15 protein-coding genes are annotated in these 23,013 nt (G+C 60.8%); 9 read left to right on the top strand and 6 right to left on the bottom strand.

All coding sequences use genetic code 11. The annotated features are described in order from the left end of the window. Window positions 1–46: 46 nt before the first annotated feature. The gene (locus ASE31_RS30980) at window positions 47–3,970 is read right to left on the bottom strand and encodes an AAA family ATPase (protein WP_157412434.1); all 3,924 of its coding nucleotides are present in this window, start codon (window positions 3,968–3,970) and stop codon (window positions 47–49) included. 234 nt (window positions 3,971–4,204) lie between these two features. Here ASE31_RS30980 and ASE31_RS09365 point away from each other — a divergent pair, with 234 nt between their 5' ends. From ASE31_RS09365 to ASE31_RS09345, 5 genes are all read left to right on the top strand, one after another. After that, entirely contained in the window at window positions 4,205–4,477 is a 273-nt protein-coding gene (locus ASE31_RS09365; RefSeq protein WP_057201370.1) for a hypothetical protein, read from the top strand. Between the two features lie 46 nt (window positions 4,478–4,523). Beyond that, window positions 4,524–5,804: a DNA repair exonuclease gene (locus tag ASE31_RS09360; RefSeq protein WP_057201369.1), complete on the top strand. Its 1,281-nt coding sequence runs from the start codon at window positions 4,524–4,526 to the stop codon at window positions 5,802–5,804. Between the two features lie 25 nt (window positions 5,805–5,829). After that, entirely contained in the window at window positions 5,830–9,312 is a 3,483-nt protein-coding gene (locus tag ASE31_RS09355) for a YhaN family protein (protein ID WP_057201368.1), read from the top strand. Window positions 9,313–9,375: 63 nt separating this feature from the next. Beyond that, window positions 9,376–9,756 carry a VOC family protein gene (locus ASE31_RS09350; RefSeq protein ID WP_057201367.1) on the top strand — a complete coding sequence of 127 codons (381 nt, stop codon included), beginning with the start codon at window positions 9,376–9,378 and terminating at the stop codon, window positions 9,754–9,756. A 954-nt stretch (window positions 9,757–10,710) separates the two neighbouring features. Further along, window positions 10,711–15,342 carry a DUF4347 domain-containing protein gene (locus ASE31_RS09345; protein WP_304439133.1) on the top strand — a complete coding sequence of 1,544 codons (4,632 nt, stop codon included), beginning with the start codon at window positions 10,711–10,713 and terminating at the stop codon, window positions 15,340–15,342. Between the two features lie 324 nt (window positions 15,343–15,666). Here ASE31_RS09345 and ASE31_RS09340 read toward each other — a convergent pair whose 3' ends face one another. The 3 genes from ASE31_RS09340 to ASE31_RS32040 all read right to left on the bottom strand — a co-directional run bounded on the left by ASE31_RS09340 (window position 15,667) and on the right by ASE31_RS32040 (window position 17,411). Then, window positions 15,667–16,242: an OmpH family outer membrane protein gene (locus ASE31_RS09340; RefSeq protein ID WP_235514373.1), complete on the bottom strand. Its 576-nt coding sequence runs from the start codon at window positions 16,240–16,242 to the stop codon at window positions 15,667–15,669. Between the two features lie 352 nt (window positions 16,243–16,594). After that, the gene (locus ASE31_RS09335; RefSeq protein ID WP_057201365.1) at window positions 16,595–17,044 is read right to left on the bottom strand and encodes a transcriptional regulator; all 450 of its coding nucleotides are present in this window, start codon (window positions 17,042–17,044) and stop codon (window positions 16,595–16,597) included. A gap of 187 nt (window positions 17,045–17,231) precedes the next feature. Next, entirely contained in the window at window positions 17,232–17,411 is a 180-nt protein-coding gene (locus tag ASE31_RS32040) for a hypothetical protein (RefSeq protein ID WP_162261388.1), read from the bottom strand. Between the two features lie 311 nt (window positions 17,412–17,722). On the opposite strand from ASE31_RS32040, the gene ASE31_RS30970 reads away from it, so the two are divergent. Beyond that, window positions 17,723–17,932 (top strand): DUF3606 domain-containing protein, encoded by a 210-nt coding sequence (locus ASE31_RS30970; protein ID WP_082604098.1) that lies wholly within the window; start codon window positions 17,723–17,725, stop codon window positions 17,930–17,932. An 80-nt stretch (window positions 17,933–18,012) separates the two neighbouring features. On the opposite strand, the gene ASE31_RS09330 is transcribed toward ASE31_RS30970, so the two are convergent. Next, window positions 18,013–18,687, bottom strand: a complete 675-nt coding sequence (locus ASE31_RS09330; RefSeq protein WP_057201391.1) for a response regulator transcription factor — start codon at window positions 18,685–18,687, stop codon at window positions 18,013–18,015. Between the two features lie 325 nt (window positions 18,688–19,012). On the opposite strand from ASE31_RS09330, the gene ASE31_RS30965 reads away from it, so the two are divergent. From ASE31_RS30965 to ASE31_RS31550, 3 genes are all read left to right on the top strand, one after another. Then, window positions 19,013–19,246: a DUF3072 domain-containing protein gene (locus tag ASE31_RS30965; protein WP_082604097.1), complete on the top strand. Its 234-nt coding sequence runs from the start codon at window positions 19,013–19,015 to the stop codon at window positions 19,244–19,246. Window positions 19,247–19,328: 82 nt separating this feature from the next. Further along, complete coding sequence (locus ASE31_RS09325) at window positions 19,329–19,577, top strand: hypothetical protein (RefSeq protein WP_057201364.1); 249 nt, start codon at window positions 19,329–19,331, stop codon at window positions 19,575–19,577. 13 nt (window positions 19,578–19,590) lie between these two features. After that, a complete protein-coding gene (locus tag ASE31_RS31550; protein WP_157412433.1) occupies window positions 19,591–19,749 on the top strand; it encodes a hypothetical protein in 159 nt (52 codons plus the stop codon). Between the two features lie 145 nt (window positions 19,750–19,894). On the opposite strand, the gene ASE31_RS09320 is transcribed toward ASE31_RS31550, so the two are convergent. Further along, complete coding sequence (locus ASE31_RS09320; RefSeq protein ID WP_057201363.1) at window positions 19,895–22,993, bottom strand: error-prone DNA polymerase; 3,099 nt, start codon at window positions 22,991–22,993, stop codon at window positions 19,895–19,897. Window positions 22,994–23,013 lie beyond the last annotated feature (20 nt).

Here is a 23,013-nt window from a genome sequence, read left to right as displayed (position 1 = left end):
AGGGGTTGTGCATCTGCGGACCTTACAGGGTGGCAGGTGTTGCACTTCAGTTTTGAATCCGCCGGACTCCAAGAATCAGAACTGCCGACTCGACTTGTGCGAATCCTGGATGGGGTTTGCCAACCGAAAACACATCGGAAACGCCCAGTCCACCGATAGTTTCGAATTGCCTGAGATGTCCTAGATCGCCTGGAAGTGCTTTCCCGACTCGCTTGAAAAGCATCGTCTCATCTGAAACCTTCAACGCCACATAGTGATCCAGCCATTGGTCGAAGGTTGACAGACCCAGGGTCTCACCACCGAGCGCAGTCTGCCCCTCCAAGGCGAGTGGCACCGCACTTTCCTTTTTCACTTGGTAAGCACTTTTGACTCTCTTGAGGAGTGTCCCCAGGTCGACTTGCTCGGCTTCTCCGTTCCCTTGCTGTGTAGGTTTGACATCCACGTGGAAAAGCATGCCCTTCACCTGATGAAGAGCTACCTCAGATGCATTGACGGTGACCGTGTTACGCCCAGATCGAGGATCAGGTGTTTCGGTCGCAAGCCCGATATAGCTGCTGTGCTTAGACCGATGAAGACGCCTTGCAAAAATCACGTTCTCGCGCCTGGCGATTACAAGGCTTCGATCCGAGACTTCGCTTGCAGTGGCCTCAACTATGGCCACGCTCTGCACAGTAGAAGCGAAGCCAAAGTTCATTGTCCGGAGGAAAAAAGCCGCTTTGTCCTCAAACCAATCCGATGACAGCGTCTCCAGTTCGGTCTCCTGGGAGCCTCCGTAAGCGCTCCCGAGCACGAACGCCTTCAAGCTCGGTTGAATAGGAAGATTGAACTTTGGAATCTGCTCCAGATAGAGTGGTTCAAGATTTGGAGTCGGATGCTTATGAGGCTCGCGCCTGCAGAAGGTCCTAAAGTCTTGATGTGCCGACTCGACCAGATCGCAAAGCCGGTCCAGGTTTTGTAGCTCCGTCGAGACTTGAGTGGGCGTTATGGATGTTTTAAGGTGATGGTGAGAATTGTTAAGTAGCGACCAGGTGGTGGACTTCGGGTCCAGCGCTGGATCCTTCGAAAGTGCTACCACATGCTTTGATTTGAAGAGGTCGATCGAACCGGCTTTGACGGCGCTCTTCAGGTCGTTGGCAAAATCACCTAGGGTAGGCTTGAGATTGTGTGAGGCTGAGGCTGGCTTTCCGATATCGTCAAAAAAGTCACCCAATCGTGCTTCGATGAACTCGCGGCATTTTGCTGCATAGTCCTGCGCAAACGCCGGGACTGTCCAATGGGAGTCGACCGCGTTTTTCTTGGCTTGAGCGACCTCCAGCACACTTGGCGCCGTAGCTAAAGTTGGCCGCTGCCAAGTAGCAGGATGGACATCACGGTGCTCGACCAGTACTTGTGCTGCCTGACATTCCCGGACGACATGGCCCGCGAACTTTTTATCGTGAGTTGTGAGGAAAGGTTGAGCTCCATGGGCTACCAGCTTTACCAACCCACCAGCGAGTCTTTCCTTGTTGTCACCGTCAAGCAATTCCTGTGGGTCATCGAGCACGACGAGGTTCAGACCGCCTCGCTCTTTGCGCATGTAGTCCCAGTAGGCGAAGTAGAAAGCGATTAGGGTTGCACGGAGTGCAGAGGCATTGGCCACATGCTGAGCTGGTGCAGATGCCCCATCGCTGCCGATGCGAAACTCCAGCTGACCATCAGGCTTCATGCTGGTTGCTTTTAGATCGTGGTTGGCATTGGGATAGCCAGCTTGGTAGATGGTTTTTCGCCAAATTTCGGTCACGGAGTGGAGCTCGTTCTGAAGGCTATCAACCTGCTTCTCAGCAAGAGCTCCCAGCTTGAAACACTCTGCGAGCGATGCATCTGCGACGCTGTATGCCTCCAACCGCGCTTCCAGGGCACGCCGTTCTTCTAGGTCTGCCTTCAATCTTCCGCAGGCGCGAAGAGCCGTATTTAGAGGCTCGACGCTCTCGATGAGCTTCTCCAAGTCCCTCAGGCGACCCCGGAGTGAAGTCGGGACTAAGGGAGATTCTTGGGACACTAGCCCAACGACCTCCCTAGTAAAGTTGTGGATCAACGTCCCATTGGTTTGTGCCCAATCAGATGTGCGAAGCGCTGTGTCTAGTCGAATGATGGAGCGCTGCAGCGTGGGCATCTCAGGAAGTTTTTGAGACAGGTTTTCTACCGTAGTGAGTTCCAGGCCGGGGACAATGTCTCGCCTGGCATCGCATGCAGCTGTGGCAATTTGCACTAAAGGAAATAACGGACCTTGGAAGGCCTCACTGCTCAGTGTTTCGTCGACGAGTGCCTGGCGAATCAACTGGAACGGCTTGTCGCTCAAATCGCGCTTGAGCTCCGCGGCCAATGTTTCACCCAGTGCCGATGAGAAATGGGCAACCGTTGAGTTGGACCATCTTTCTAGCGTTTGAGAAACAAAATTGAAGTCCTTTTCCAGCGCTTCGCTGAGGTGAGATTGGACCGACAGGCCAGTCACAGGGTCGATAGCGTCAACTAGATCTCCTCCGCACACTATGCAGGTCGCGAGGTCCGGATCTGTCATTCCGTGATCTGAGTACCATTGCGCGATAGCAGCATAGATTCGATGGCGTGCAGCTTTATCCGATGATTGAGAAAGCTCCAGAAGTACTTGTGCTTGGGACAGGGCTTCGGCGATGAGGCTTCGCGCGTCGGACTTTTCTTCTGTTGTGAGCTTTCGTAGAGAGGAGAGGCGGCGCGCAGACTCTGAAGTCTTGAGCGCCTCTATGGAAATACGAGCCTCAATGACATCATGCTCCAGAGCTTGGCCTTGCGCTTCGGGATTGAAATCAGCGCCAAGTATGCTTTGCGCCGCCGAAAGTGCAGATGCTTTCTTGAGTTGGAGTCTCTCCTCAACTTCCTTCAAGGCTGCTTCTGTCGCTGAACCTACGGTTGGAGAGGGCAACTCAGCGGCGATCTCCAACTCGGGATGCTTTGCAGCGATGTCGTTCAAGTCTTCAAGACTACGAGAAAATTGCGCGTCAACTTTTTCAATATCCTTTCTGCGAGCCTTGGTCTCCTCACCGCCAATGCGCTCACGCACTTTCTTCACGTGTTTGGCCAAGTCGGTGAAGGGTGCGAGTCCAGTCAATTGCGCTACTGCTTTGCCAAGTTCAGATTGAGAGCCAAGTTGTGAAAACGGAAGCAAGGCGGGGATTACCGTGCCGATTCTCAATGCGTGGCTATCAAGCCCCAAGGAGGCGAAGTTGGGAGGAGTCTCCTCAATTTTCCCCCTTGGTGTCCTGGTCTGTGTGCGCCGTACTTGGTGCAACTTGCCAGTGCCAGTCTCTCGAAGCGTGAGCTCCACCCAAGTGTCAATTGGGATTGATGATTGCTCTAGTTTTTCCATCGAGGCTGGCGGAAGCGGCGTCACTGGAGACGACTTGTAGTTTGAGACCTCGTTGTCCCCTTCATGGAGCAACTCGAAGCTGAACTCTTGGTCACTTCTTTCTGGGGCACGCTGCGGGCGGAGCAGCATGCCAGTTAGGCACCACACAACTGCATTCAGAAGGGACGTCTTGCCTGCTCCATTAAACCCCTCAAGGATTGTGATGCTTGGCGAAATCTCAAAGTCAAAGTCTTTTGGCGCTTCCTTTTTTGTCCCATAAACATGAATCCCTGCAAAGCGATGTGCCTGCAGACGGGTGAGTGTGTATGAGGATTTGGGACCTGCTGCAGGCACGGTCACCGCAACGGGCTCTGGTAGAGCAAGGCTTGGGCTTGCCACGATTGCTTCGATGTCGAGCTGCTGAACGTTGCTTGCCCACTTCAGCCGGTTCTTTGCATACCAATTCATGATCGCTCGGCTGGAGGCATCAGGTAGCGAGAAAACCTCGCCATCCGAACCCACGCTAACGGAACCGCCACCTATCAACTCGAAGAGCAATGACTCGACGGAATGAAGATGCAATGACTTTGCACTCGAATTCTTGTCCAAAATGACTCCTCCCGACGGCTGGCCTTCAATTCTGTTGGCCTATGCAGAATGCAGCGGCATTCAGGGTTTGCAACGCTAAACGTGATGCTTTCATACCGTCTGAGATTGTGCTGTGCCAGCCAAATTGCGCAATGAGTACATTGCCATGCATGTCCCTTTTGACAAGCGGTGGATTGGCATGTATTGCTCAGAATTTCAGTGCTGTAATTCCATCCAGTCATGCACAATCACTGCATGGAACTCGACCAGATCGCCATCGCCTTGTTCGGCGCCCTCGCAGCCTGGCTGTCCCAGGCCCGTAGCGAGAAGCTGCGGCGCTGGGCCTGCATCTTCGGCATGCTTGGCCAGCCTGCCTGGTTCTATGCCGCTTGGAAGGCCGACCAGTGGGGCATCTTCCTCGTGAGCGTGATCTACCTAGGTGCGTGGCTGCGCGGCGTCTGGGTCCACTGGATCGCTCCACCGCCTGATTCGGGCGTCGGCACCATCCAGATCGTCCCGCGCAAGTGAGGCAGTCGCTCAGTCCGGCCGTGGGCAATCAACAAGAGACTCGCTCGTGAAATTCATCCACACCGCAGACCTGCACCTGGACAGCCCCCTGCGCGGCCTGTCGTCCTATCCCGATGCCCCCGCCAAGCGCCTGCGTACCGCAACCCGCGATGCCTTCGAGCGTCTGGTCGCAGTGGCCATCGACGAGAAAGTGGACTTCATGGTCATCGCCGGCGACGTCTACGACGGCGACTGGAAGGACTTCAACACCGGCCTCTTCTTCGTACGCCAGATGGGCCGCCTGCGCCAGGCCGGCATCCCCGTGTACCTGCTCTACGGCAACCACGATGCCGACAGCGAGATGACCAAGGGCCTGGAGCTCCCAGACAACGTCCACGCTTTCGGATCGCGCAAGGCAGAGACCTTTCGCATCGAGGCGCTCAAGGTTGCCCTGCATGGGCGCAGCTTCAAGGTGGCCGCCACCACGGAGAATCTGCTCCCCGGCTACCCCATGCCCGTTGCCGGATGGCTCAACATTGGCGTATTGCACACCGCGCTCGAGGGCCTCACCGAGCATCCCAAGTACGCCCCATGCTCCGTGGCCGAGCTCCAGGCCAAGGGCTACCAGTACTGGGCCCTGGGCCATGTGCATGAGCAGCGGATCGAGCGCGGCGACACCACCATTGCCTACCCAGGAAACCTGCAGGGTCGTCATATCAAGGAGGCTGGCCCGCGCGGAGCACTTCTGGTCAGCGCCGAAGGAGGCGAGATCACCGAGATCGAGCGGATCGAAGTCGACGTGCTGCGCTGGCATGCCCTGATCGTGGATGTCAGTGCCTGCGAAAACCTGCGCAGCGCCGTCCGGCTGGCGGGCCAGGCGTTGGACGACCTGCTCACCAGCTCGCCTGCTGGCCTGCCCTTGGCGGTCCGCGTGAGCTTCACGGGCCAATCCGGGGCCCACGCGGCCCTGGCCAGCGACGAGGGACAGCTGCGCCAGGAGATGATCGCCCAGGCCGTGGCGCTGGACCCTGACCGCATCTGGATCGAAAAAGTGCGCGTCGACACTACGGCGCCAGCGACACAGGCCGCCGGCCTGGAGGGCGAAGCCCAGGACGCGCTCAACGCACTGCAGGAGTTGGCAGCCTCAGCCCATGCCGACCCGGAGTTCCTGCAGTCGCTCCAAGCCGACTGGCAGGCCATGCTGGAGAAGCTTCCGCACGACGTGCTGCAGGCATCCCTCGAACTCGCAGAGCTTCGCCAGGCGGAGTCATCGCTCATTGCCGAGCGGGTCCGCCAGGCCACCCCCGTACTCATGGCACGGGTAGCTGGCGCCAGCGCCGCTGCCTGACCCACCTATCCAGCTCGACACCTCCATGCGCATCCGCGAACTCAAGCTGATCCGGTACGGCAAATTCACCGACCGCCACGTGTCGCTGCCCCAGCAGCCCAGGGACATTCACCTCATCGTAGGGCCCAACGAAGCCGGCAAGTCCACTGTCCGCTCGGCCATCGGAGACTGGCTGTTTGGTATTCCCGTCCGAACGTCGTTAGGGTTCCTCCACCCGATGTCGGAGTTGCGTATCGGCGGCGTGCTGGAGCGACTGGCTTCGGGCACCGCAGAGGGCCAGCAACTGGCCTACGACCGCACCAAGGGCAACAAGAATACCGTGCGCTCGCCCGACGACGTGGCGCTGGCGGATGCGGTGCTGCAGCCCTGGCTGGGAGGGATGCAGCTCAACGCCTTCCAGCGCATGTATGCGCTGGACCACTCCACCCTCGTCGAAGGCGGTGCTGGCATCCTGTCGGCATCGGATGACGTCGGGCGGCTGCTGTTTCAGTCGGCCGCTGGCATTGAAGGCCTCGCCAACGTCCTGCAGAAGTTAGAAGCGGAAGCGGATGCTTTGTGGGGCCCGAAGAAAGCCGGTTCTCGGATCTACTACCAAGCACTCCAGAGCCATGAAGCTGCGAGCGCAGAGCTGAAGCAGGCCGTTCTCAAAACCAAAGATTGGAAAACCCAGCACGACGCCTTGCTCGCAACGGAGCAGGCCCTTGCCGACACACGTCAGCGCGACCGGGACACCCGCCAGCAGTTGAACCAACTGGAACGCATTCGCCGCGTACGGCCCATGCTGCAGGCGCTGGATGCCGCCCAGACCCAGAAGGAAACACTCGGCCTCACCGATGCAGTTGCGCTGCTGCCCGAGAACGCAACCATCATCATTCGGGATGCGGCCCAGGCCATGGCCCTGGCGCAGTCAGACAGCCAGCGTCTCGAGCAGGAATGCTCCGCGCTGCGCACGCAGCTGGAGGGCATCCTCGTCGACCAGACCCTGCTGACTCTCGACGCGGATATCACCGACCTCAACGAACGCAGGCTGCAGTACCGCAGCCACAGAACGGACATCGTCAAGCGCGCCGAAGAGATCCAGACCCACTGGACTCGGGTGATAGAGCTCGCTGGCGGTTTGGGTTGGGCGACCGATACCGAAGACGCTGTGCGCAAGCGCCTGCCAGCCTCGACCACGCGCAGCCGCCTGGTGAGCCTGCTCAAAGAGCGAGGCACATTGAACCAGCAACTGCGCAGCGCCCAATCCGCGCTGACCGATCGCGAGCAGCAGATGGAGCAGGCGCAGCAAGCGCTGGAGCGGCTGGTTGCGCGCGAGGTACATCCAGGGCTGGCGGGCACCGTCGAGAAGGCGCTGAAGCTTGGCGACCACGCCGGAGCAGTCTCCCAACTGGGTCAAAAGGCGGATGCACAGAGAGCATCCCTTGCGACTGCTCTGGTCGGCCTTGGCAAGTGGCGAGCAGAGCCGGACGCTCTCGCAGGCATGCTCGTGCCCGAGGACACAGTTGTGCAGGGCCTGCTGGATGAGAGCCGCACTGGAGTCGCAGAGGCCCAGGCGCTGCAAGACGCGGCAGCGACGAAAGCAGAGGAGTTGCAACGGCTGGAGTTGGAGCTGCAACAGTTCGTCCAGGACTTCCAACCGGTGACCCGAGAACAGGTAGACGAGGCCCGCCAGTCACGAGACCAGGAATGGCGGGCGATCAAGGCCGCGCCAAGCGAGCTCACCGCCAAGGCCCATGCCTATGAGCAATGGGTGAACAAGGCCGATGGGCTCGCTGACACCCGGCTTGATCGTGTCCAGCATGAAGCGACCCACCGGTCCAGGGCCGAACGCATCGAGCATGTGCGCTTGGAGCTGCAAGGGCAGCAGGCGCGGCTGCAGGCGGCAAATGACCGGATCGAGGCCCGAACGCGCCAATGGCAAACCCTGGCGGAGGCGAGTGGACTGCCGCAACTGCCGCTGGAGATGGCGCCGGCGTGGCTGCGCCAACGCAGGACGATTCTGGAAATCAGTGCCGAGCTGGGCCAACTCGACCAGCAGCACAAGGATGTGGTGACCGCCGGTGTCGAACTCGCAACTGCCCTCTGGTCGATGCTGGGCAGTGCCGCGGAAGAGACCGAGATGCCCACCCTCCACGACGGCCTGCAGCGAGCACGCAAGCTGCTGGCCGCCGTCGACCAGGCGCAAGGCCAACGCAGCGCGCTGGAGCAGCAGGTGGCCGACGCCCAGAACAGCGTTCCCAGACTGCAAAACCTGGTCCAGCAAGCGCAGTCAGCGTGGAGTGAGTGGGAGACCGCCTGGCAGGCGGCCGTGAAAGCCGCAGGCTACGAGAGTGCGGCGACTGCTGGCCAGATCGAAGCGGAGTTCGAAGCAATCCAGGAGGTTGAACGGTTGCTGACCCAGATCCGTAGTATTCGCAGTGAGCGCATTGAACCGATGCAGATGGACCTCGCCGATCTGAAAGCGTCCGCAGAGGCCCTTGCTCAGCGTGTCGCCCTGGACTTGGTCGAGCAGGATGCCGACGTGATCGCCCAGGAACTCTTCGCGCGTCTCACGAACACCAGGCAGTCCGAGAAGACGCAACGCGAACTGCGGACCAGGCAAGCCCAGGTCGAGACCGAGCTCGCCGAGGTCCAGCAGCACCAAGCAAATCAAAACGCGCGCTTGGCGCCATTGATGGCCACGGCAGGTGTTGACGATATCAACGCGCTCGCCGCGGCAGCCGAGCAGTCCGAACAGCGCCGAGCCTTTGAAGCCAAAGTCAGTGCAGCCCAGTCCGACCTGGTGCACGGCGGTGATGGACTTGGCCTGGACCAACTCCGCCAAGAGGCGCAAGGCGTCGCTCCCGACGAGCTGATGGCCGAGATCGAGCGACTGGGCGCACAGTCCGCGCAACTGGTGGAAGAGATCGCCCAGTTGAGCAGCCAGCACGGAACCCAGCGCAAGGCCTTTGAAGCTCTGGACGGCACAGACGCCGCAGCGAAGGCCGACGCACGCCGCCAGGAGGCGGTCGCTTCCATGGCGGATGCGGCCGAGCGTTACCTCAAGCTGCACACGGCAGCGCGCCTGCTGAAATGGTCGATGGAGAAATTCCGAGAAACGAGGCAAGGCCCGATGCTGGCCAAAGCCTCTGCAACCTTCAACACCCTGACCCTGGGTTCGTTCGAGCGCCTGCTCGTTGACTCCGCTGACGAGAAACCCAAGCTCTTCGGGATCCGCCCCAACGGCGCCCAGGTTGAAGTATCGGGAATGAGTGAAGGATCCCGGGACCAGCTGTATCTGGCACTGCGCCTCGCGGCCCTGGAGCTGCAGATCGAACAAGGTCTCAACATGCCGCTGATCGCGGATGACCTGTTCATCAACTTCGATGACCGGCGCACCGCGGCCGGGCTTCAGGTGCTCGGTGAGCTGTCGAGGAAGATGCAGGTGATCTTCCTGACTCACCATGATCACCTGGTACCCCTGGCCAGGGAGGTGCTCGGTGACGAGCTCAATGTGGTGACGCTCTGACTATCTCAAACATCAGGCCTGCGCAGTAGTCCGTCGGTCACAATCGCCTGAAGGAGTCCACCCATGAGAATTGCGAGCATTGATCATCTGGTCCTCACCGTGCGCGACATTACCAGGACAGTCGAGTTCTACAAGCGCGTTCTCGGAATGGAGCATGTCATGTTTGAAGGCATTTTCAACGCCCTGCACTTCGGAAGCCAGAAGATCAATCTGCACCCGTTTCGCGCGGAGTACCTGCCCCACGCCGACATCCCTGCGCCAGGAACAGGCGACATGTGCCTCATCTGCGAAGGAGCAATTGCGCAGGTCGTTCAAGAACTCACGACGCACGGCGTTGAAATCGAAGTGGGGCCGGTCGAACAAACAGGGGCAAGAGGCCCGATGACGTCGGTTTACATCAGAGACCCGGACAGGAATCTCGTCGAGATTGCCTGCTACCAGTAGATGCTCCATGCCCTGCAGCGTATCCAAAACCAAGGCTTTGTGTTTCGCCTTCCTGGATGAGGCATGACCTTTCCGTCAATCGGACGGGGCTTTGGCATGCCGGTTTGGTCAATTGTCGAACGACTGCTTCTGTGCACGGTGCAACACCCGCTTTGGGCCGAGGCTGTGTGAAAACGCGCGTTGCGCCCTTGACCTGCCAGTCGACTCAGAAGTCGACCGCTCAGATCGGCCTACAACGCACGATCTCGATGCGAGCAAGGGTTGAAGCACCCCTGCAAAAGTCGTCTATCGACGTTTTCACACAGCCTCGGCCCAGAGCGGAAGTTCACGGCTATCGAAAGCTGGCGGTCAAGATGGGATGGCCGCCCGCTACCGTCGATGGTGGTCGGTTGCGGGATCGGCGGCCGTCGCACAAGCCACTGATCGCGCAACGGATTTGGGCCATCTGCCGCTTCCGTTTGGATCATGGCTGCCCAGCCCGTGGATCCAGTGCCCTGGCCCGTACACCGGGTGGCGGGCGTCTTGCACCCTTGGACTTCCTGGGTTGGAACAACCGGACAAGAGTGCGGTAACGCCCAGTCAAGTTCGGCCCGCACGCCACCCTAGCATCCTGGACTGGCAGGCTCCATGGGAGTGCAGAGGGATGGTTGCCACCGTTCTCGCAGCTTGCAGCGTGTTGATCCCTGTCGAGGCGCGAAACAGTCGCTGGCTTACAGCGCGAAGGCACTCATGGAGACTTGCCATCGTTAGAGCTCCCAACGTGATGTTCCCGTCAGCGTAAAGGCGCTCACTCAAGCCATGACTATTCAATGCTTGCTACGCTCGCCGCTACTGGCCAAAATGCCCGCCGAGAATATTCATACTTGCGCGCCACGCAGGCGCTGAGATAGCAGACTTATGTCGTCGATTCCATTGGCAAATACACAGTTTGAACCAATTCAGGGCAGTGCCTTGGTGTCCACCGCCGGTGTCACGCGGCTCGCCGGTGGCGATGCAGCCGGGAATGCGGGGGCCGCAGTCCCGCCCGGTGCGCACCTGGTCTTCATCGACAGCCAGGTGCAGGACGCAAGCTCTATCGCCCAAAGCCTGCCGGCAGGCACGCAGGTGGTGATGCTCGATGCAAGCCAGGACGGATTGGCCCAGATGGCAGCCTACGTGGCTGGGCGGCAAGGTTTCGAGTCGATCTCGCTTTTCTCGCACGGCGGCCCCGGTGCCGTGCAGGCAGGCTCCGCATGGCTCACGTCCGCCACCGTTTCCGCGCACGCCGATGACCTGCGGGTGATTGGCCAGGCGCTGACGGAGCAGGGCGATCTGCTGTTCTATGGCTGCAAGGTGGGGGCAGGCAGTGAGGGACAAGCCCTGTTGGACAGCATTGCGGCCATCACCGCTGCCGATGTTGCAGCCTCGGGCGACAACACGGGCGCGGCGGCCCTGGGCGGCAACTGGAATCTGGAGCGCAGCACGGGCGCCATCGAGGCCGCCGGGCTGCCAGACGCTGCCGCCTTGGCTGGCTTCAGCACGCTGCTCGCCGCACCGACCTACGAAACCTTCGATGGAGTGGTCCTGGACGATGGCCAGCAAACCACAGTACCCCAGGGACAGAGCTTTCAAGTCAATGGCTGGACGCTGTCGATTCTGGGCCGTGATGGCAACAACGACGCTCAGGGCCTCATGGCGGTGACCAACCAATCCAGCACCACCACACTGGCCGACAACAACAACGACAAGGCGATGGTGTTCTCGGGTCCGTACGACAACACCTTTGGCAATGCGGCAGCGGTGCTCAAGTCCACCACCGGCGAGGAGTTCTCCCTTCAATCCATCACTGTGGAAAATTTCGCTAGCAGTGGCACCGATTACTCCCTTGTGGGCTACCGCAACGGTGTGCAGGTAGCTGGGGCAAAAATCGATTTTCAGGTAGCGTCACCTCTCTCGGGTGGAAGTGTCGTGTCCGTTACAGGGAGACCATGGACTGCGCTGGACGAGATCCGCATCGTTCGCACGAATGGCCAGACGGACATTTCGATCGCTGTCGACGATATCGCAGTGTCCATGGCGGGCCCCATCAATGCCGCGCCCGTCATCGGCAACATCAACGGAGACGCGGTCACCTTCACCGAAAAAGGCAGCCCGGTGCTTTTGGACGCTGGCAGCGATGCCGTGGTGACCGATACCGACAATGCCAATTTCGACGGCGGCAAGCTGAGTTTCAGCATCGTCACCAACAACGTGTGGGCCCAGGACACGCTGGCCATAGTCAACCAGGGTACCGGTGCGGGCCAGATCGGCGTCTCCGGCAATACGGTGCTGTATGGCGGCGTGGCGATCGGCACCTTCAGCGGCGGCTCTCTCAACAGCCCCCTGGAAATCAGCCTGAACAGCAACGCCACTGCGCAAGCGACCCAGGCGCTGGTTCGCAGTGTCGAATACAACAACACCGATGCCAACGACCCCTTGACATACCTCCGCACGGTGCAGGTGACGTTGCATGACGGCGTGGACGCCACCAGCGCTGGAGCAAACATCGCGTTGCAGGTGCAGGCAGTGAACGACGCGCCCACGCTCACCGGCAGTGCACTCTCGCCCACCTACACCGAGAACGGCAGCGGCGTGGCGCTGTTCAACGTCAGCGCCCTGAGTGCGGTGGAAAGCGGCCAGCGCTTCAAGTCGCTGGTTCTTACGGTGAATCAGGTGAGCGATGGGGCCAGCGAGGTGCTGCGCATCGATGGCACCAACGTCGCACTGACCCACGCCAACACCTTGTCGACCGCCACCAACGGCATGCAGGTGTCGGTGAGCGTATCGGGTGGCGTGGCCACGGTCACGCTCACCAAGGGCAGCCCTTACGTCAACGCATCGGCCCTGCAGACGCTGCTCAATGGCATCACGTATCGCAACGGCAGCGAGCACCCCACGGCCGGCACGCGGGTGGTCACCCTCCACCAGGTGCAGGATGACGGCGGCACCGCGAACGCAGGCGCGGACACCACCCTGGTGTCGCTGGCGTCCACCGTCACCGTGGCGGCGGTCAACGATGCGCCGATCGTCACCACCAGCGGCGGCAGCGCCGCCTTTGCCGCTGGCGACAACACGGCGTCGACGCCGGTGGCCATCGACAGCGGCCTGACGCTGAGCGATGTGGACCACACCACACTGGCCACCGCGACGGTGAAGGTTGCCGGCAACTTCAGCGCGGGACAGGACGTGCTGGCCTTCGTGAACGGCAACGCAGGCCTCTTTGGCAACATCACCGGCACGTACAACGCGGGCACGGGGGTGCTGGAACTGGCTTCCGCTGGCGCCACGGCAACCCTGGCCCAATGGCAGAGCGCCCTGCGTGGGGTGACCTATACCAACACCGCGGTCACGCCCGGCACGGCTGCCCGCACGATCAGCTTCGAGGCCAACGATGGCGTCACGCCCAGCGCGCTGGCCACCCGCACAGTCACCGTCACGGCCGTCGACCAGACCCCGGTGCTTTCCACGTCGGCAGGCACCACGGCATACACCGAAGGCCAAAGCGGGGTGGTGATCGATGGCGGGCTGGCGGTGTCGGACCTGGACAACGCCACACTGGCCGCGGCCACGGTGCGCATCACCAACAACCACCATGCGGCCGAAGACCGCCTGCAGTTCGTCAACAGCAATGCGGCCACCTTCGGCAACATTGCCGCCAGCTACGACAGCGCCACGGGCACGCTCACCCTCGCGTCGGGCGGTGCCATCGCCACGCTGGCGCAGTGGCAGGCGGCACTGCGCGCGGTCACCTACAGCAACACGTCCGCCGACCCCTTGCAGGATGTGCGCACCATTTCCTTCGTGGTGAACGATGGCAGCAAGGCCAGCGCGGCGGGCGCGCGGCTGGTCAGCGTCGCCCCCGTCGCGCCAGAGCCCCCCGAGCCGCCCGCGTCGAACCTGGTCGATGGGGTGCCCGTGACCAGCGCACCTGGCGATGGCGGCAGCGTCGTCATCACCATCCCCGTGGTGCCGTCCTCCCGGCCCGACAGCGTAGCCACACCAAACCCGGCGCTGGCCGATATCCCCCTGGTCAAGGGGCCCGATGGCCACCCCATCGTGCAGGTGGGCGTGCCCGTGGGGGTGGGCTTGCAGGCCGAGGGACTGCCCATCGCCGTCACCGGCACCGCAGCCCTGGCCGAGCTGGGCCTGCGCATCGAACGTCTGGCAGCGGGCAACACCGAGCTGACCAACAACGGGCAGGTCTTCTACGCCAGCATGGACCCCAGCGAGCCCCTGACCGTACAGACCATCAAGGTCACGACGGGCGCAGGCTTCGACCCCAAGGTTCCCCTCGTCATCAGCGGCAGCACCCTGGCCGCAGACGGCAAGCAGGCCGTCATCCTGGACGCCCGAGCGCTGCCGGCCGGCTCCCTGGTGCAGGTGGACAACATCGACTTCATTGCCGTCGTCGGCGCGGTGCGCGTGGTGGGTGGCCAGGGCCAGAACGTTGCCAGCGGCGATGGCTCCAGCCAATGGATCGTGCTGGGAGCGGACGACGATGTCCTCCACGGAGGCGGCGGCGATGACGTGGTCGGCAGCCAGGGCGGCAACGACCGCCTGTACGGGGACGCCGGAAACGATGTCATCGTCGGCGGCAAAGGCGATGACCACCTGGAAGGGGGAACCGGCAACGACGTGCTGATCGGCGGCCCCAGCGATGCGGGCACCTGGCAGTTCGCGCTGGCGGGCGATGGCCGACTGCACGTGGGCTACGTCGCCAGCCAGGCGCTGCTCAGCGAACTGCCGCAGGCATCCTTGTCGGTTAATTTGCAGGGCGCTGCGGTCATCGACCCGCGCCTGGCGCTGCTAGGCCACGACTACGGCAAGCTGGAGACCACCAGCCTGCTGTTCAAGGCGCTCACCGGTCAGCTCCCGACGCTGGAGGCGATGAACGCCCTGACCGGCACCGCTTGGAGTCGGTCCGATCTGCTGCAAGGTGCATGGAACTGGTTTGAGGGCACCCTGCCTGCAAATGCCAGCACCGCCGACAAGGCCCAGGCACTGATCACCCAGACACTGGGTGGGCCGCAGGCCACCGCCCAGAACCTGAAGATTGCCGTTGACTTCCTCGGGCAGGGAGGGACGTGGGCCCAGGCGCTGGACTTTCTGGTGCACCTGCCCCAGGTCATGGCATCCATCACCACACAGACCGCCTCCGGTGCCCAGCTCAGCCTGGTCCAGAACGCTGTGCTGTCCGAGGCTGGCTGGAGCGCCGAGAGCGGCAACGACACGTTGATTGCAGGCACGGGCAACGACGTGCTGATCGGTGGCGGGGGCAGCGACATGCTGGACGGGGGCGAGGGCACGGACATGGCCGTGTTTATCGGCACACTCCAGCAGTACCGCTTCACCCTGCAGACCAACGCCACTGGCCAGCAGGAGGTGCTGGTGCGCGATACCGCCAGCGGCGACGTGGACACGCTGCGCAGCATCGAACTTCTGCAGATCGGGGGCCAGGCCTACCGTACCCCGGTGGCGCCCCCCGGCGCAACGGAGTATCCGATGGAAGGGCACCTTGACGCGGTGGGCGCGGCAGAGATCGCGCTGGTGGGGCTGCCCGCTTTTTGAAACTCGCCCTCCCTGCCCCTGCCCACGCGCTTGACGGGTTCATTGCCGGCGCATGAGGTGCGGGAAAGCCCCTGCGAAGCATGCGACGCATGGCAATGGACCGAGATCACCCTGGCAGGGAGCGAAAGCACTTCGGCTTTGAATCTGGCCCCCTTTTCGCCGTTTGGAAGCGGCCCCCAAGGCTAGCTGACGCAAAGTCAGCTTTGGGCCCCAAGCAGCCTTTCATCGAGCTGTCGGCACCAGTCCGCTGATAAAAGAGCCTGTCATCAATCGTCAAGTTTGCGAAGCTCGCCCAAAATAAGTGGCGTTCGTCGTGAGCACCTATCACTGCGCCGCAGGGGCAGCAGTCGCGAGCGCTTTCATCACCTCGTTAGTGATGTCCACCGTTGGCGCAGCCATAACGGCATCCTGCAGTATCAGGTCGTACTTTTCCTGCTTGAAGATCTGGCGGATCGCACGGTGTGTCAGCTCCCATAGCTCGGACTTCTGCTCGTTGCGGCGCTGAGCTACCTCTTCATTGAACTCACGGAGCTTTCGCATGAGGTCGCGTTCCTGATCGATCAGTTCGCGCCGCCTGCGACCGATATCGTGTTCGGACAGCGTGGGTCCTTCCTTATCCAGTTGGTCGGCCACGGCCTTGAGGTGAGCTCCCAACTCATCAAGTTGCCTCTGTCGAGGGAGGATTTCGGCAGCCAGCTTGTCCTCCATAGCCCTGGCGGGGAGCGACAGGAGCATCACACGCTCGAAGTCCACGTAACCGATCTTAAGTTGCTGAGCCAGCGCGGATGAAGGAGCCAGAGAGATCATGCACGCCGCCACCGCGCCGGTGGCAAAGACAACCGCTGTACGGCGGGCCACCGCGCAGGTAGCCACCGAAAACGTCAGGATAAGTTTGTTCATCAGATGGCGCTCCGACGTGGATGTGAAAGCACTGGATGTTATCCGGCGCCCCAGTAAACAGCCGTTCCTACATTCAACGCTCAGACGTCATTTGGCAGCTCTGCAGGTTTCAAAAGCCTCTGTGTCGATTCTCTGTGAAGACGGTACACCGACCGTCCGCTTCTGGCCGAGGCTGTGTGAAAACCCAACCCGCAACCGCTGCCTAAAACTAAAATGTGCACAACGGGCAAGCCTTGCCGCTTCATCGCGTGATGTCGGACTTCATCAATGAGAAGCCGGATGCATCTTCTCGGGATCGAAGGTCTGGAAGGCCAGCGAGATGGTCTGAGGCCACTGAAGCCGCGCGAAAAAGCTATTGGGCCTCGGCCAGCAAAGCCAAGGCTTTGCGCTTGCCAAGGTTGAGAACCTCGTGGATCCGCAGCAGTTGCGCTGCGCGAGGAAATGCCTTTCCTGTCTCCCATCGGTAAACCGAGAGGTGGCCTGCCTGAAGCAACTTGCCCATTTCCTTGGCCGTGAGGCCCAATTCGGCGCGCTTGGCTGCCAACGCCTCTGGTTTGAAAACCCATTTGCGGCCGCTTTTGCGCGCGGGTGCCTCTTCTTCCACGGCCGCCTTCGCTGGAGTCTTGACTTGTCGCTGTGCGGCTTTGAGCTGCGACGTCAGCGCCTTCACGTCACGCTTCAGCGCGGCTATCTCGGAGCGATGGGATGTCAGTGCCTTTCGCATACCCTGGATCTCTGGCTTGAGTTCCTTGCGGGCCATGCGCACAACTTCGGCGCGGAATGCATTCGAGAAAGTATTCATGGGCGCATTGTGTATGAATCTGGCACGACACTTGAAACGGCACCGCACATGGAAGGCCGCCAAAAGACTCAAGCCTTGACGGTTAGTTGGCTGTACAGGCACTAGGCCACAGCCGCAGCAGTTTTGTCGGCGTTGCGCTTTGACGCTTTGGGATACGGCGGCCTTGAACTTGGCGCCGGCTACAAACTTAGGTGCCGTTGATGCAGTTGTCTTCAACGCGGCGCCAGTGGATGGATTCTTGCCTTTGCGGATCAGGCGCTGATACTTGCAAGCAGGGCGCAACCAGGTGTACGGGTGCGACTGAATCTTTTTGTGCGATGCCCGCGAACAGCACAATACCGATGACAAGCGCGATGCGAAGCTGCATGGGTATATCTGGAACTGAATTTGGGACAGTGGCCGTGGGAGGCATGGCTCGCGGATGCTATGACTGCAAAGCGGCCATGCGACATCCATGTACCGCGTGGCCCTACAGTGCCCACGTTGCGCCAAGACGAGTGCCTTGTCCATGCGCTGGGAACAAGGCCGGCACAGCCACCGCATAGGCCGGATCCATGGGCGGCGAGGAGCCCGTGTTTCGAGTCTGCCTTCGCAGCAGAGGTGCTGTTCGCCTACACCAGACGCCGGAGCATGTGCCTAGCATGTTAAGGAACAAACCGACTACATAGGACATATCCGATGACGCAATCGAACTCCCAACCAGACCGCATTGATGTAGACGACGCTGCTTCACTTGCTCGTTGGACACGTGAGCTTGACACCACTGAAGAGCAACTCAGGGACGCAATCGCCAAGGTAGGCGACAAGGCAGCGGATATTGAAATGCATCTCAAAGGCGCGCGAAGCACGACCAACGTTGATCGCGTTCAGCAAGCAGATGCCAAATAGCTGAGCCGTAACAGACATAAGCACGCGTTTGCTCGTGCGTATACGCGCTTATCAAGCCAAGCCCATACCGGTCAGGCTGGTCAATCGATGAGCCCGTGCTTGAGTGCGTAGTAGGTCGCCTCGCTGTTGCTCTCGAGCCCGAGTTTCTTAAAGGTTCGAGTCCGATAGGTGCTTACAGTCTTGGTGCTGAGGTTGAGAAGCTTCCCAATGGAGGCTACGTCCTCCCCTTGAGCGAGTTTCAGAAAGATTTGAAGCTCTCGCGTCTTCAACGTCTCATGGGGCAAACCTAGGCGGGGCTTGAAGACCTCCTGCGCAAGCAACTCGGCGACATCGTTGGTAAGGTAGCGCCGACCATCTCCAATCACGCGTATTGCTCGTACCACCTCGTCGGGATCACAATCCTTGTTGAGGTATCCATCTACCCCCTGCTGCAGGAGCGTGATGGCGTATAGCGACACCGGCAGGCCCGAGAAAATGAGGATGCCCGTGTCCGGCGAGCGCGCCTTCAAGCTGGCCAGTGCATCCAACCCACTGAACTGAGGCATGGTCAAGTCCAGCACCAGGACATCAATGCTGTGGTCGCGGACCAGGTTCATCGCTTCACGCCCGGTGCCAGCTTCGGCAACGATGTGAATGTCTTCATGGCTTTCGAGGTATTCGCGCAAGCCTCTGCGCACGACCGCATGGTCATCCACCAGTGCGACCTTGACCTTCTTTTGCGCAACCCTTGCTTTTGCGAAATCTGCATGCAGCATTTGATCCCTCATAACTACTCTTGTTGTCACCTGGAAACCGCAAGCACTGTAGCAATGCGAAGCGCCATGATCGATCCGACTATGCTGATTGCAATGTAGGAAAACTCCGAAAGACGTCAGCTCTTGAAGGCAATGTGATGGCGATCTGGATGGCTCCTTTGTGACGTCGGTGCATGTCGACAAACGTGGAGAGCTACCCGCTAGCGATGGAGGTGTCGCTGTCATCGATAGCTGTATGAAATAACAGTATCGAGCTTATTTCCTACAACCAGTTCAAGGGCGGCGTCGCATGCTGAAGGCTCCTACAACCCACTGGAGCAAGAGCATGACCGACAAATCCACGCAGTCCTTAGCTGACCAAGGCAACATGGAAAAGGACCCCATAAATTGGGTCACAGGCGATGAGGCAATGACCGGAGCGCAACGGTCGTATCTGCACACGCTTGCAGAAGAGGCCGGCGAGGCAGCAGACGATTCGCTGACCAAGGCGGAAGCCTCCCAGCGCATTGAAGAACTTCAGGCTGCTACTGGACGCGGACGCGCGCAGGCAAAAGCTTAGCGTTTCATGTTTTGCTGTACGAGCTGCGTAATCAGACTCTCCCAATCTGGCGTGACCCTTGTCCCTGAAAGAAAGATCCACCATGAGCGATTGGCTTGACTGGGTTCAGTGGCCTGCGTTTACCGCATCAGTGCTTGCGGCCTGGCTCGTAGGGTCCAAGGCGGCAAGTCGCCGCAACGCAGGGTTTTGGGTGTTTCTAGCCAGCAATGCTCTGTGGGTAACCTGGGGCCTGCACTCGCACGCCATTGCTCTGATTGCGTTGCAGATCTGCCTTGCAGCCATGAACATCCGCGGCTTGGCGAAAACCGGTGACGTGAGCGAGCCGAAGTAAGAAGGGCACAACCATGACCACACAACCCGGCTTCTTTCAGCAGTCCAAGAAGCCACATCTGCAGCCAGGCCGGAGAGTGCTGTTGCTGGTGGGCTTCATCAACCCCATGGAGTTTCCTGGCGCTGAAAACCTCGTACCGGCTGCACTGCAGGCGGCGCATGCCACAGCATGACTGAAGAATCGGATTGTCGCCAATGGCGTGACAGCCATCTACGCGAATGACAATTGGCTCATCGTGTGACATCTTATAGCTCTGTCGCCGACACGTTGGAACCGCCTGGTGCCCTACTGAGCGCAACCGACTCGTGATGGTCAGGCTACTTGAAGTCGCGGCTTCCCAACCGCCCGAGCCTGCCCAACCAAGGCGTTAGATCGACCAGCCTGTCCGCGATCAGATTGGTCACCTGCCCCCGCCGCTGCCACATCCCTTTGACCGCGAGCAGCCGCGACTCCAGCAGCACTTGCCTCTGCTCATCTCGTACCGATGACCAAACGATCACCTGCACGGTCCCAAACTCGTCTTCCAAAGATACGAAGATCGTGCCCTTGGCTGTGGACGGCTGCTGCCGTAGCGTCACGATGCCAGCCGTGCGGATCACCCTGCCGTCCGGGATATGGCGAAGATCGCGCGACGACAGCAGTTTCTTCGCGGCCATCCGTGGCCTCAGCAGCGCCAACGGATGCCGGCGCAAGGTCAGCCCGGTGGATGCGTAGTCCCATACGATTTCCTCGCCCTCCGGGGCCTCCTGCAGCTCCAGATACTCCTCGTTGATCGGTGCGTCCTGCAGCAGCTCCGGCGTCCAGTGCAGGCCTGCAGCGTCCCACACTTGCTGGCGGCGGTGGCCCGACAGGCTGAGCAGCGCATCTGCTGCTGCCAACAGCTTCATCTCGTGCTGTTCCAGTCGCGCGCGCATGGCCAAGTCTTCCGCACTGTCAAATGGGCCGTTTTCACGGGCCTCGACGATGCGCGCGGCCGAAGTAGCGTGCAGGCCTGCCACCATGTGCAGGCCAAGCCGCACGGCAGGGATTGCGGGCAAGTCCTCCAGCGTCGATTCGACGGCGCTGTGCATCACGTCGATCCTCCGCACTTCCACGCGGTGTCGCTTGGCATCCTGTACCAGCTGGCTTGGCGTGTAAAAACCCATCGGCTGCGAGTTGAGCAGTGCCGTCAGAAAGGCTGCTGGCTCATGCCGCTTGAGCCAGCAGCTGGCGTATACCAGCAACGCAAAGCTGGCCGCATGACTCTCGGGGAAGCCATATCCGCTGAAGCCCTTGATCTGCTGGTAGATCGACTGGGCAAAGGGCTCGTCATATCCTCGCGCCCTCATGCCCTGGATGAGCTTGGTCTGGTACTTCTCCAGCCCCCCGCGCTTCTTCCAAGCCGCCATGGCCCGCCGAAGGTCGTCTGCCTCGCCTGCTGTAAAGCCGGCAGCGACCATCGCCACCTGCATGACCTGTTCCTGGAACAGCGTCACGCCCAGGGTGCGGCTGAGCACCTGCTTCAAATCCTCACTTGGATAGATCACAGGTTCCAGGCCCTGTCGGCGGTTGAGGTACGGATGCACCATACCGCCCTGGATCGGGCCGGGGCGCACGATGGACACGGAGATCACGAGGTCGTAGAAGCACCGTGGCTTGAGCCTTGGCAGCATCGACATCTGCGCACGACTCTCCACCTGGAAAACGCCAACCGTGTCCGCCCGAGAAATCATCTTGTACGTTTCACGGTCCTCCACCGGAATGTCCTGCATCCCGAAGTCGTACCCCTTGCGCCGGCCCACCAGGGTCAGGGCTTTGCGGATGGCCGTGAGCATGCCCAGGGCCAGTACATCGACCTTGAGCAAACCGACTGCATCCAGGTCGTCCTTGTCCCATTCGATGACCGTGCGGTCTTCCATGCTCGCGTTCTGGATCGGAACCATGCGGCTGAGCAGACCCCGCGTGAGCACAAAACCACCGGGGTGCTGTGATAGATGCCGCGGAAAGCCAATCAGCTGGCTCGTCAGCAAGATAAGCTGCTTCACCGCCAGGTCGTTCTCGGACAACCCCAACTCCTCGAAGCGCTCCAGCCGCACACCTTCGCCGTCCCACCACTGGTGACCTTTAGCCAGGGCATCCACGGTTTCCAGGCTGAAGCCAAGTGCCTTGCCGACATCGCGTATCGCTGACTTGGGTCCGTACGTCACCGCAATCGCGGCCAGTGCAGCTCGGTCCCTTCCGTATTTTGTGTACAGGTACTGGATCACCTCTTCGCGCCGCTGATGCTCGAAATCGATATCGATGTCCGGCGGCTCGTTGCGCTCCCTGCTGATGAAGCGCTCGAACAGCGTCGACATGCGATCAGGGTCCACCTCGGTCACGCCCAGGCAGTAGCAGACCACGCTGTTCGCAGCGGACCCACGGCCTTGGCAGAGGATGTGCTGGGAGCGCGCGAAGCTGACGATGTCGAACACGGTGAGGAAGTAGTGCTCGTAGTGCAGGTCGCAGATCAGCTCCAGCTCGTGCTCGATCTGCGCTTGCACCTTGGCGGTGATGCCGTGTGGCCAGCGGCGGCCGGCGCCTTCGTAGGTGGCTTGGCGCAGGTAGCTGGAGGGGGTGTGGCCCTCGGGTACCAGTTCGTCAGGGTACTGGTACCGCAGTTCGTCGAGACTGAAGGTGCATCGCTCGGCCACGCGAATCGTCTCTGCCAGTAATTCATCGGGGTAGGTCTGTGCCAAGCGCAGGCGGCTTCGAAGATGGCGCTCGGCGCTGCGCTGCAGCTCGTAGCCGCACTCGGTCAGGGGCCGTCCTACCCTCGTGGCGGTCATCACATCCTGCAGTGGCTTGCGGCTGCGCCGGTGCATGTGCACATCGCCCATGGCCACCAGCGGTATGGCAGTCAGCGCAGACAACTCCCGCATGCGGTGCAGCCACAGCTCGTCATCGATGCGGCGGTTCAGGTCCACGCCAATCCATGTTCGCCCGATGAAGTGCGTCAAGGTCCAGCGCCCCAGCTCCTCCAGCTGCTCGTCCGTCCCTGTCCGGTCTGGCGTCACCATCACCAGGCAGTCGGCCAGAGCATCGCCTTCGATGGTTGAGCGTTCAAGAAGGTAGGTGCCTTTCTCTGCGGTGCGCCGCAGCCGCGTGATGAACTGGCACAGGTTGCCGTAACCATCGAGGTTCTGCGCAAGGATCACCATCGTGAAGGGCAGGGCGGCCTGCACCTTGAACTGCGAGCCCACCAGCAACTGCAGCCCCTCCTTCTTGGCTGCGACATGCGCGCGCACCACACCGGCCAGCGTGCATTCGTCGGTGATGGCAATGGCGCTGTAGCCCAGCTCCTTGGCGCGCTCGACCAGCTCGTCAGGCCAACTGGCACCGACAAGGAACGTGAAATTGGAAACGCAGCGCAGCTCTGCGTAGAAGGGAAGCGCCATGACTGTTGCCTGAAGGTCGA

Source organism: Acidovorax sp. Root217 (assembly GCF_001428645.1).
In the GTDB taxonomy this organism is placed as follows: Bacteria; Pseudomonadota; Gammaproteobacteria; order Burkholderiales; family Burkholderiaceae_C; genus Acidovorax.
The sequence above is the reverse complement of the archived record's forward strand: the minus strand, read 5'-3'. Positions and strand labels throughout refer to the sequence as shown.

What these genes read in the sequence shown, in the direction of transcription:
- ASE31_RS30970 (WP_082604098.1), top strand. Translation starts at nt 17,723, where the DNA reads ATGACGCAATCGAACTCCCAACCAGACCGCATTGATGTAGACGACGCT.
- ASE31_RS09365 (WP_057201370.1), top strand. Translation starts at nt 4,205, where the DNA reads ATGGAACTCGACCAGATCGCCATCGCCTTGTTCGGCGCCCTCGCAGCC.
- ASE31_RS09340 (WP_235514373.1), bottom strand. Translation starts at nt 16,242, where the DNA reads ATGAACAAACTTATCCTGACGTTTTCGGTGGCTACCTGCGCGGTGGCC.
- ASE31_RS09330 (WP_057201391.1), bottom strand. Translation starts at nt 18,687, where the DNA reads ATGCTGCATGCAGATTTCGCAAAAGCAAGGGTTGCGCAAAAGAAGGTC.
- ASE31_RS09355 (WP_057201368.1), top strand. Translation starts at nt 5,830, where the DNA reads ATGCGCATCCGCGAACTCAAGCTGATCCGGTACGGCAAATTCACCGAC.
- ASE31_RS30965 (WP_082604097.1), top strand. Translation starts at nt 19,013, where the DNA reads ATGACCGACAAATCCACGCAGTCCTTAGCTGACCAAGGCAACATGGAA.
- ASE31_RS09335 (WP_057201365.1), bottom strand. Translation starts at nt 17,044, where the DNA reads ATGAATACTTTCTCGAATGCATTCCGCGCCGAAGTTGTGCGCATGGCC.
- ASE31_RS09325 (WP_057201364.1), top strand. Translation starts at nt 19,329, where the DNA reads ATGAGCGATTGGCTTGACTGGGTTCAGTGGCCTGCGTTTACCGCATCA.
- ASE31_RS31550 (WP_157412433.1), top strand. Translation starts at nt 19,591, where the DNA reads ATGACCACACAACCCGGCTTCTTTCAGCAGTCCAAGAAGCCACATCTG.
- ASE31_RS09350 (WP_057201367.1), top strand. Translation starts at nt 9,376, where the DNA reads ATGAGAATTGCGAGCATTGATCATCTGGTCCTCACCGTGCGCGACATT.
- ASE31_RS09320 (WP_057201363.1), bottom strand. Translation starts at nt 22,993, where the DNA reads ATGGCGCTTCCCTTCTACGCAGAGCTGCGCTGCGTTTCCAATTTCACG.
- ASE31_RS32040 (WP_162261388.1), bottom strand. Translation starts at nt 17,411, where the DNA reads ATGCAGCTTCGCATCGCGCTTGTCATCGGTATTGTGCTGTTCGCGGGC.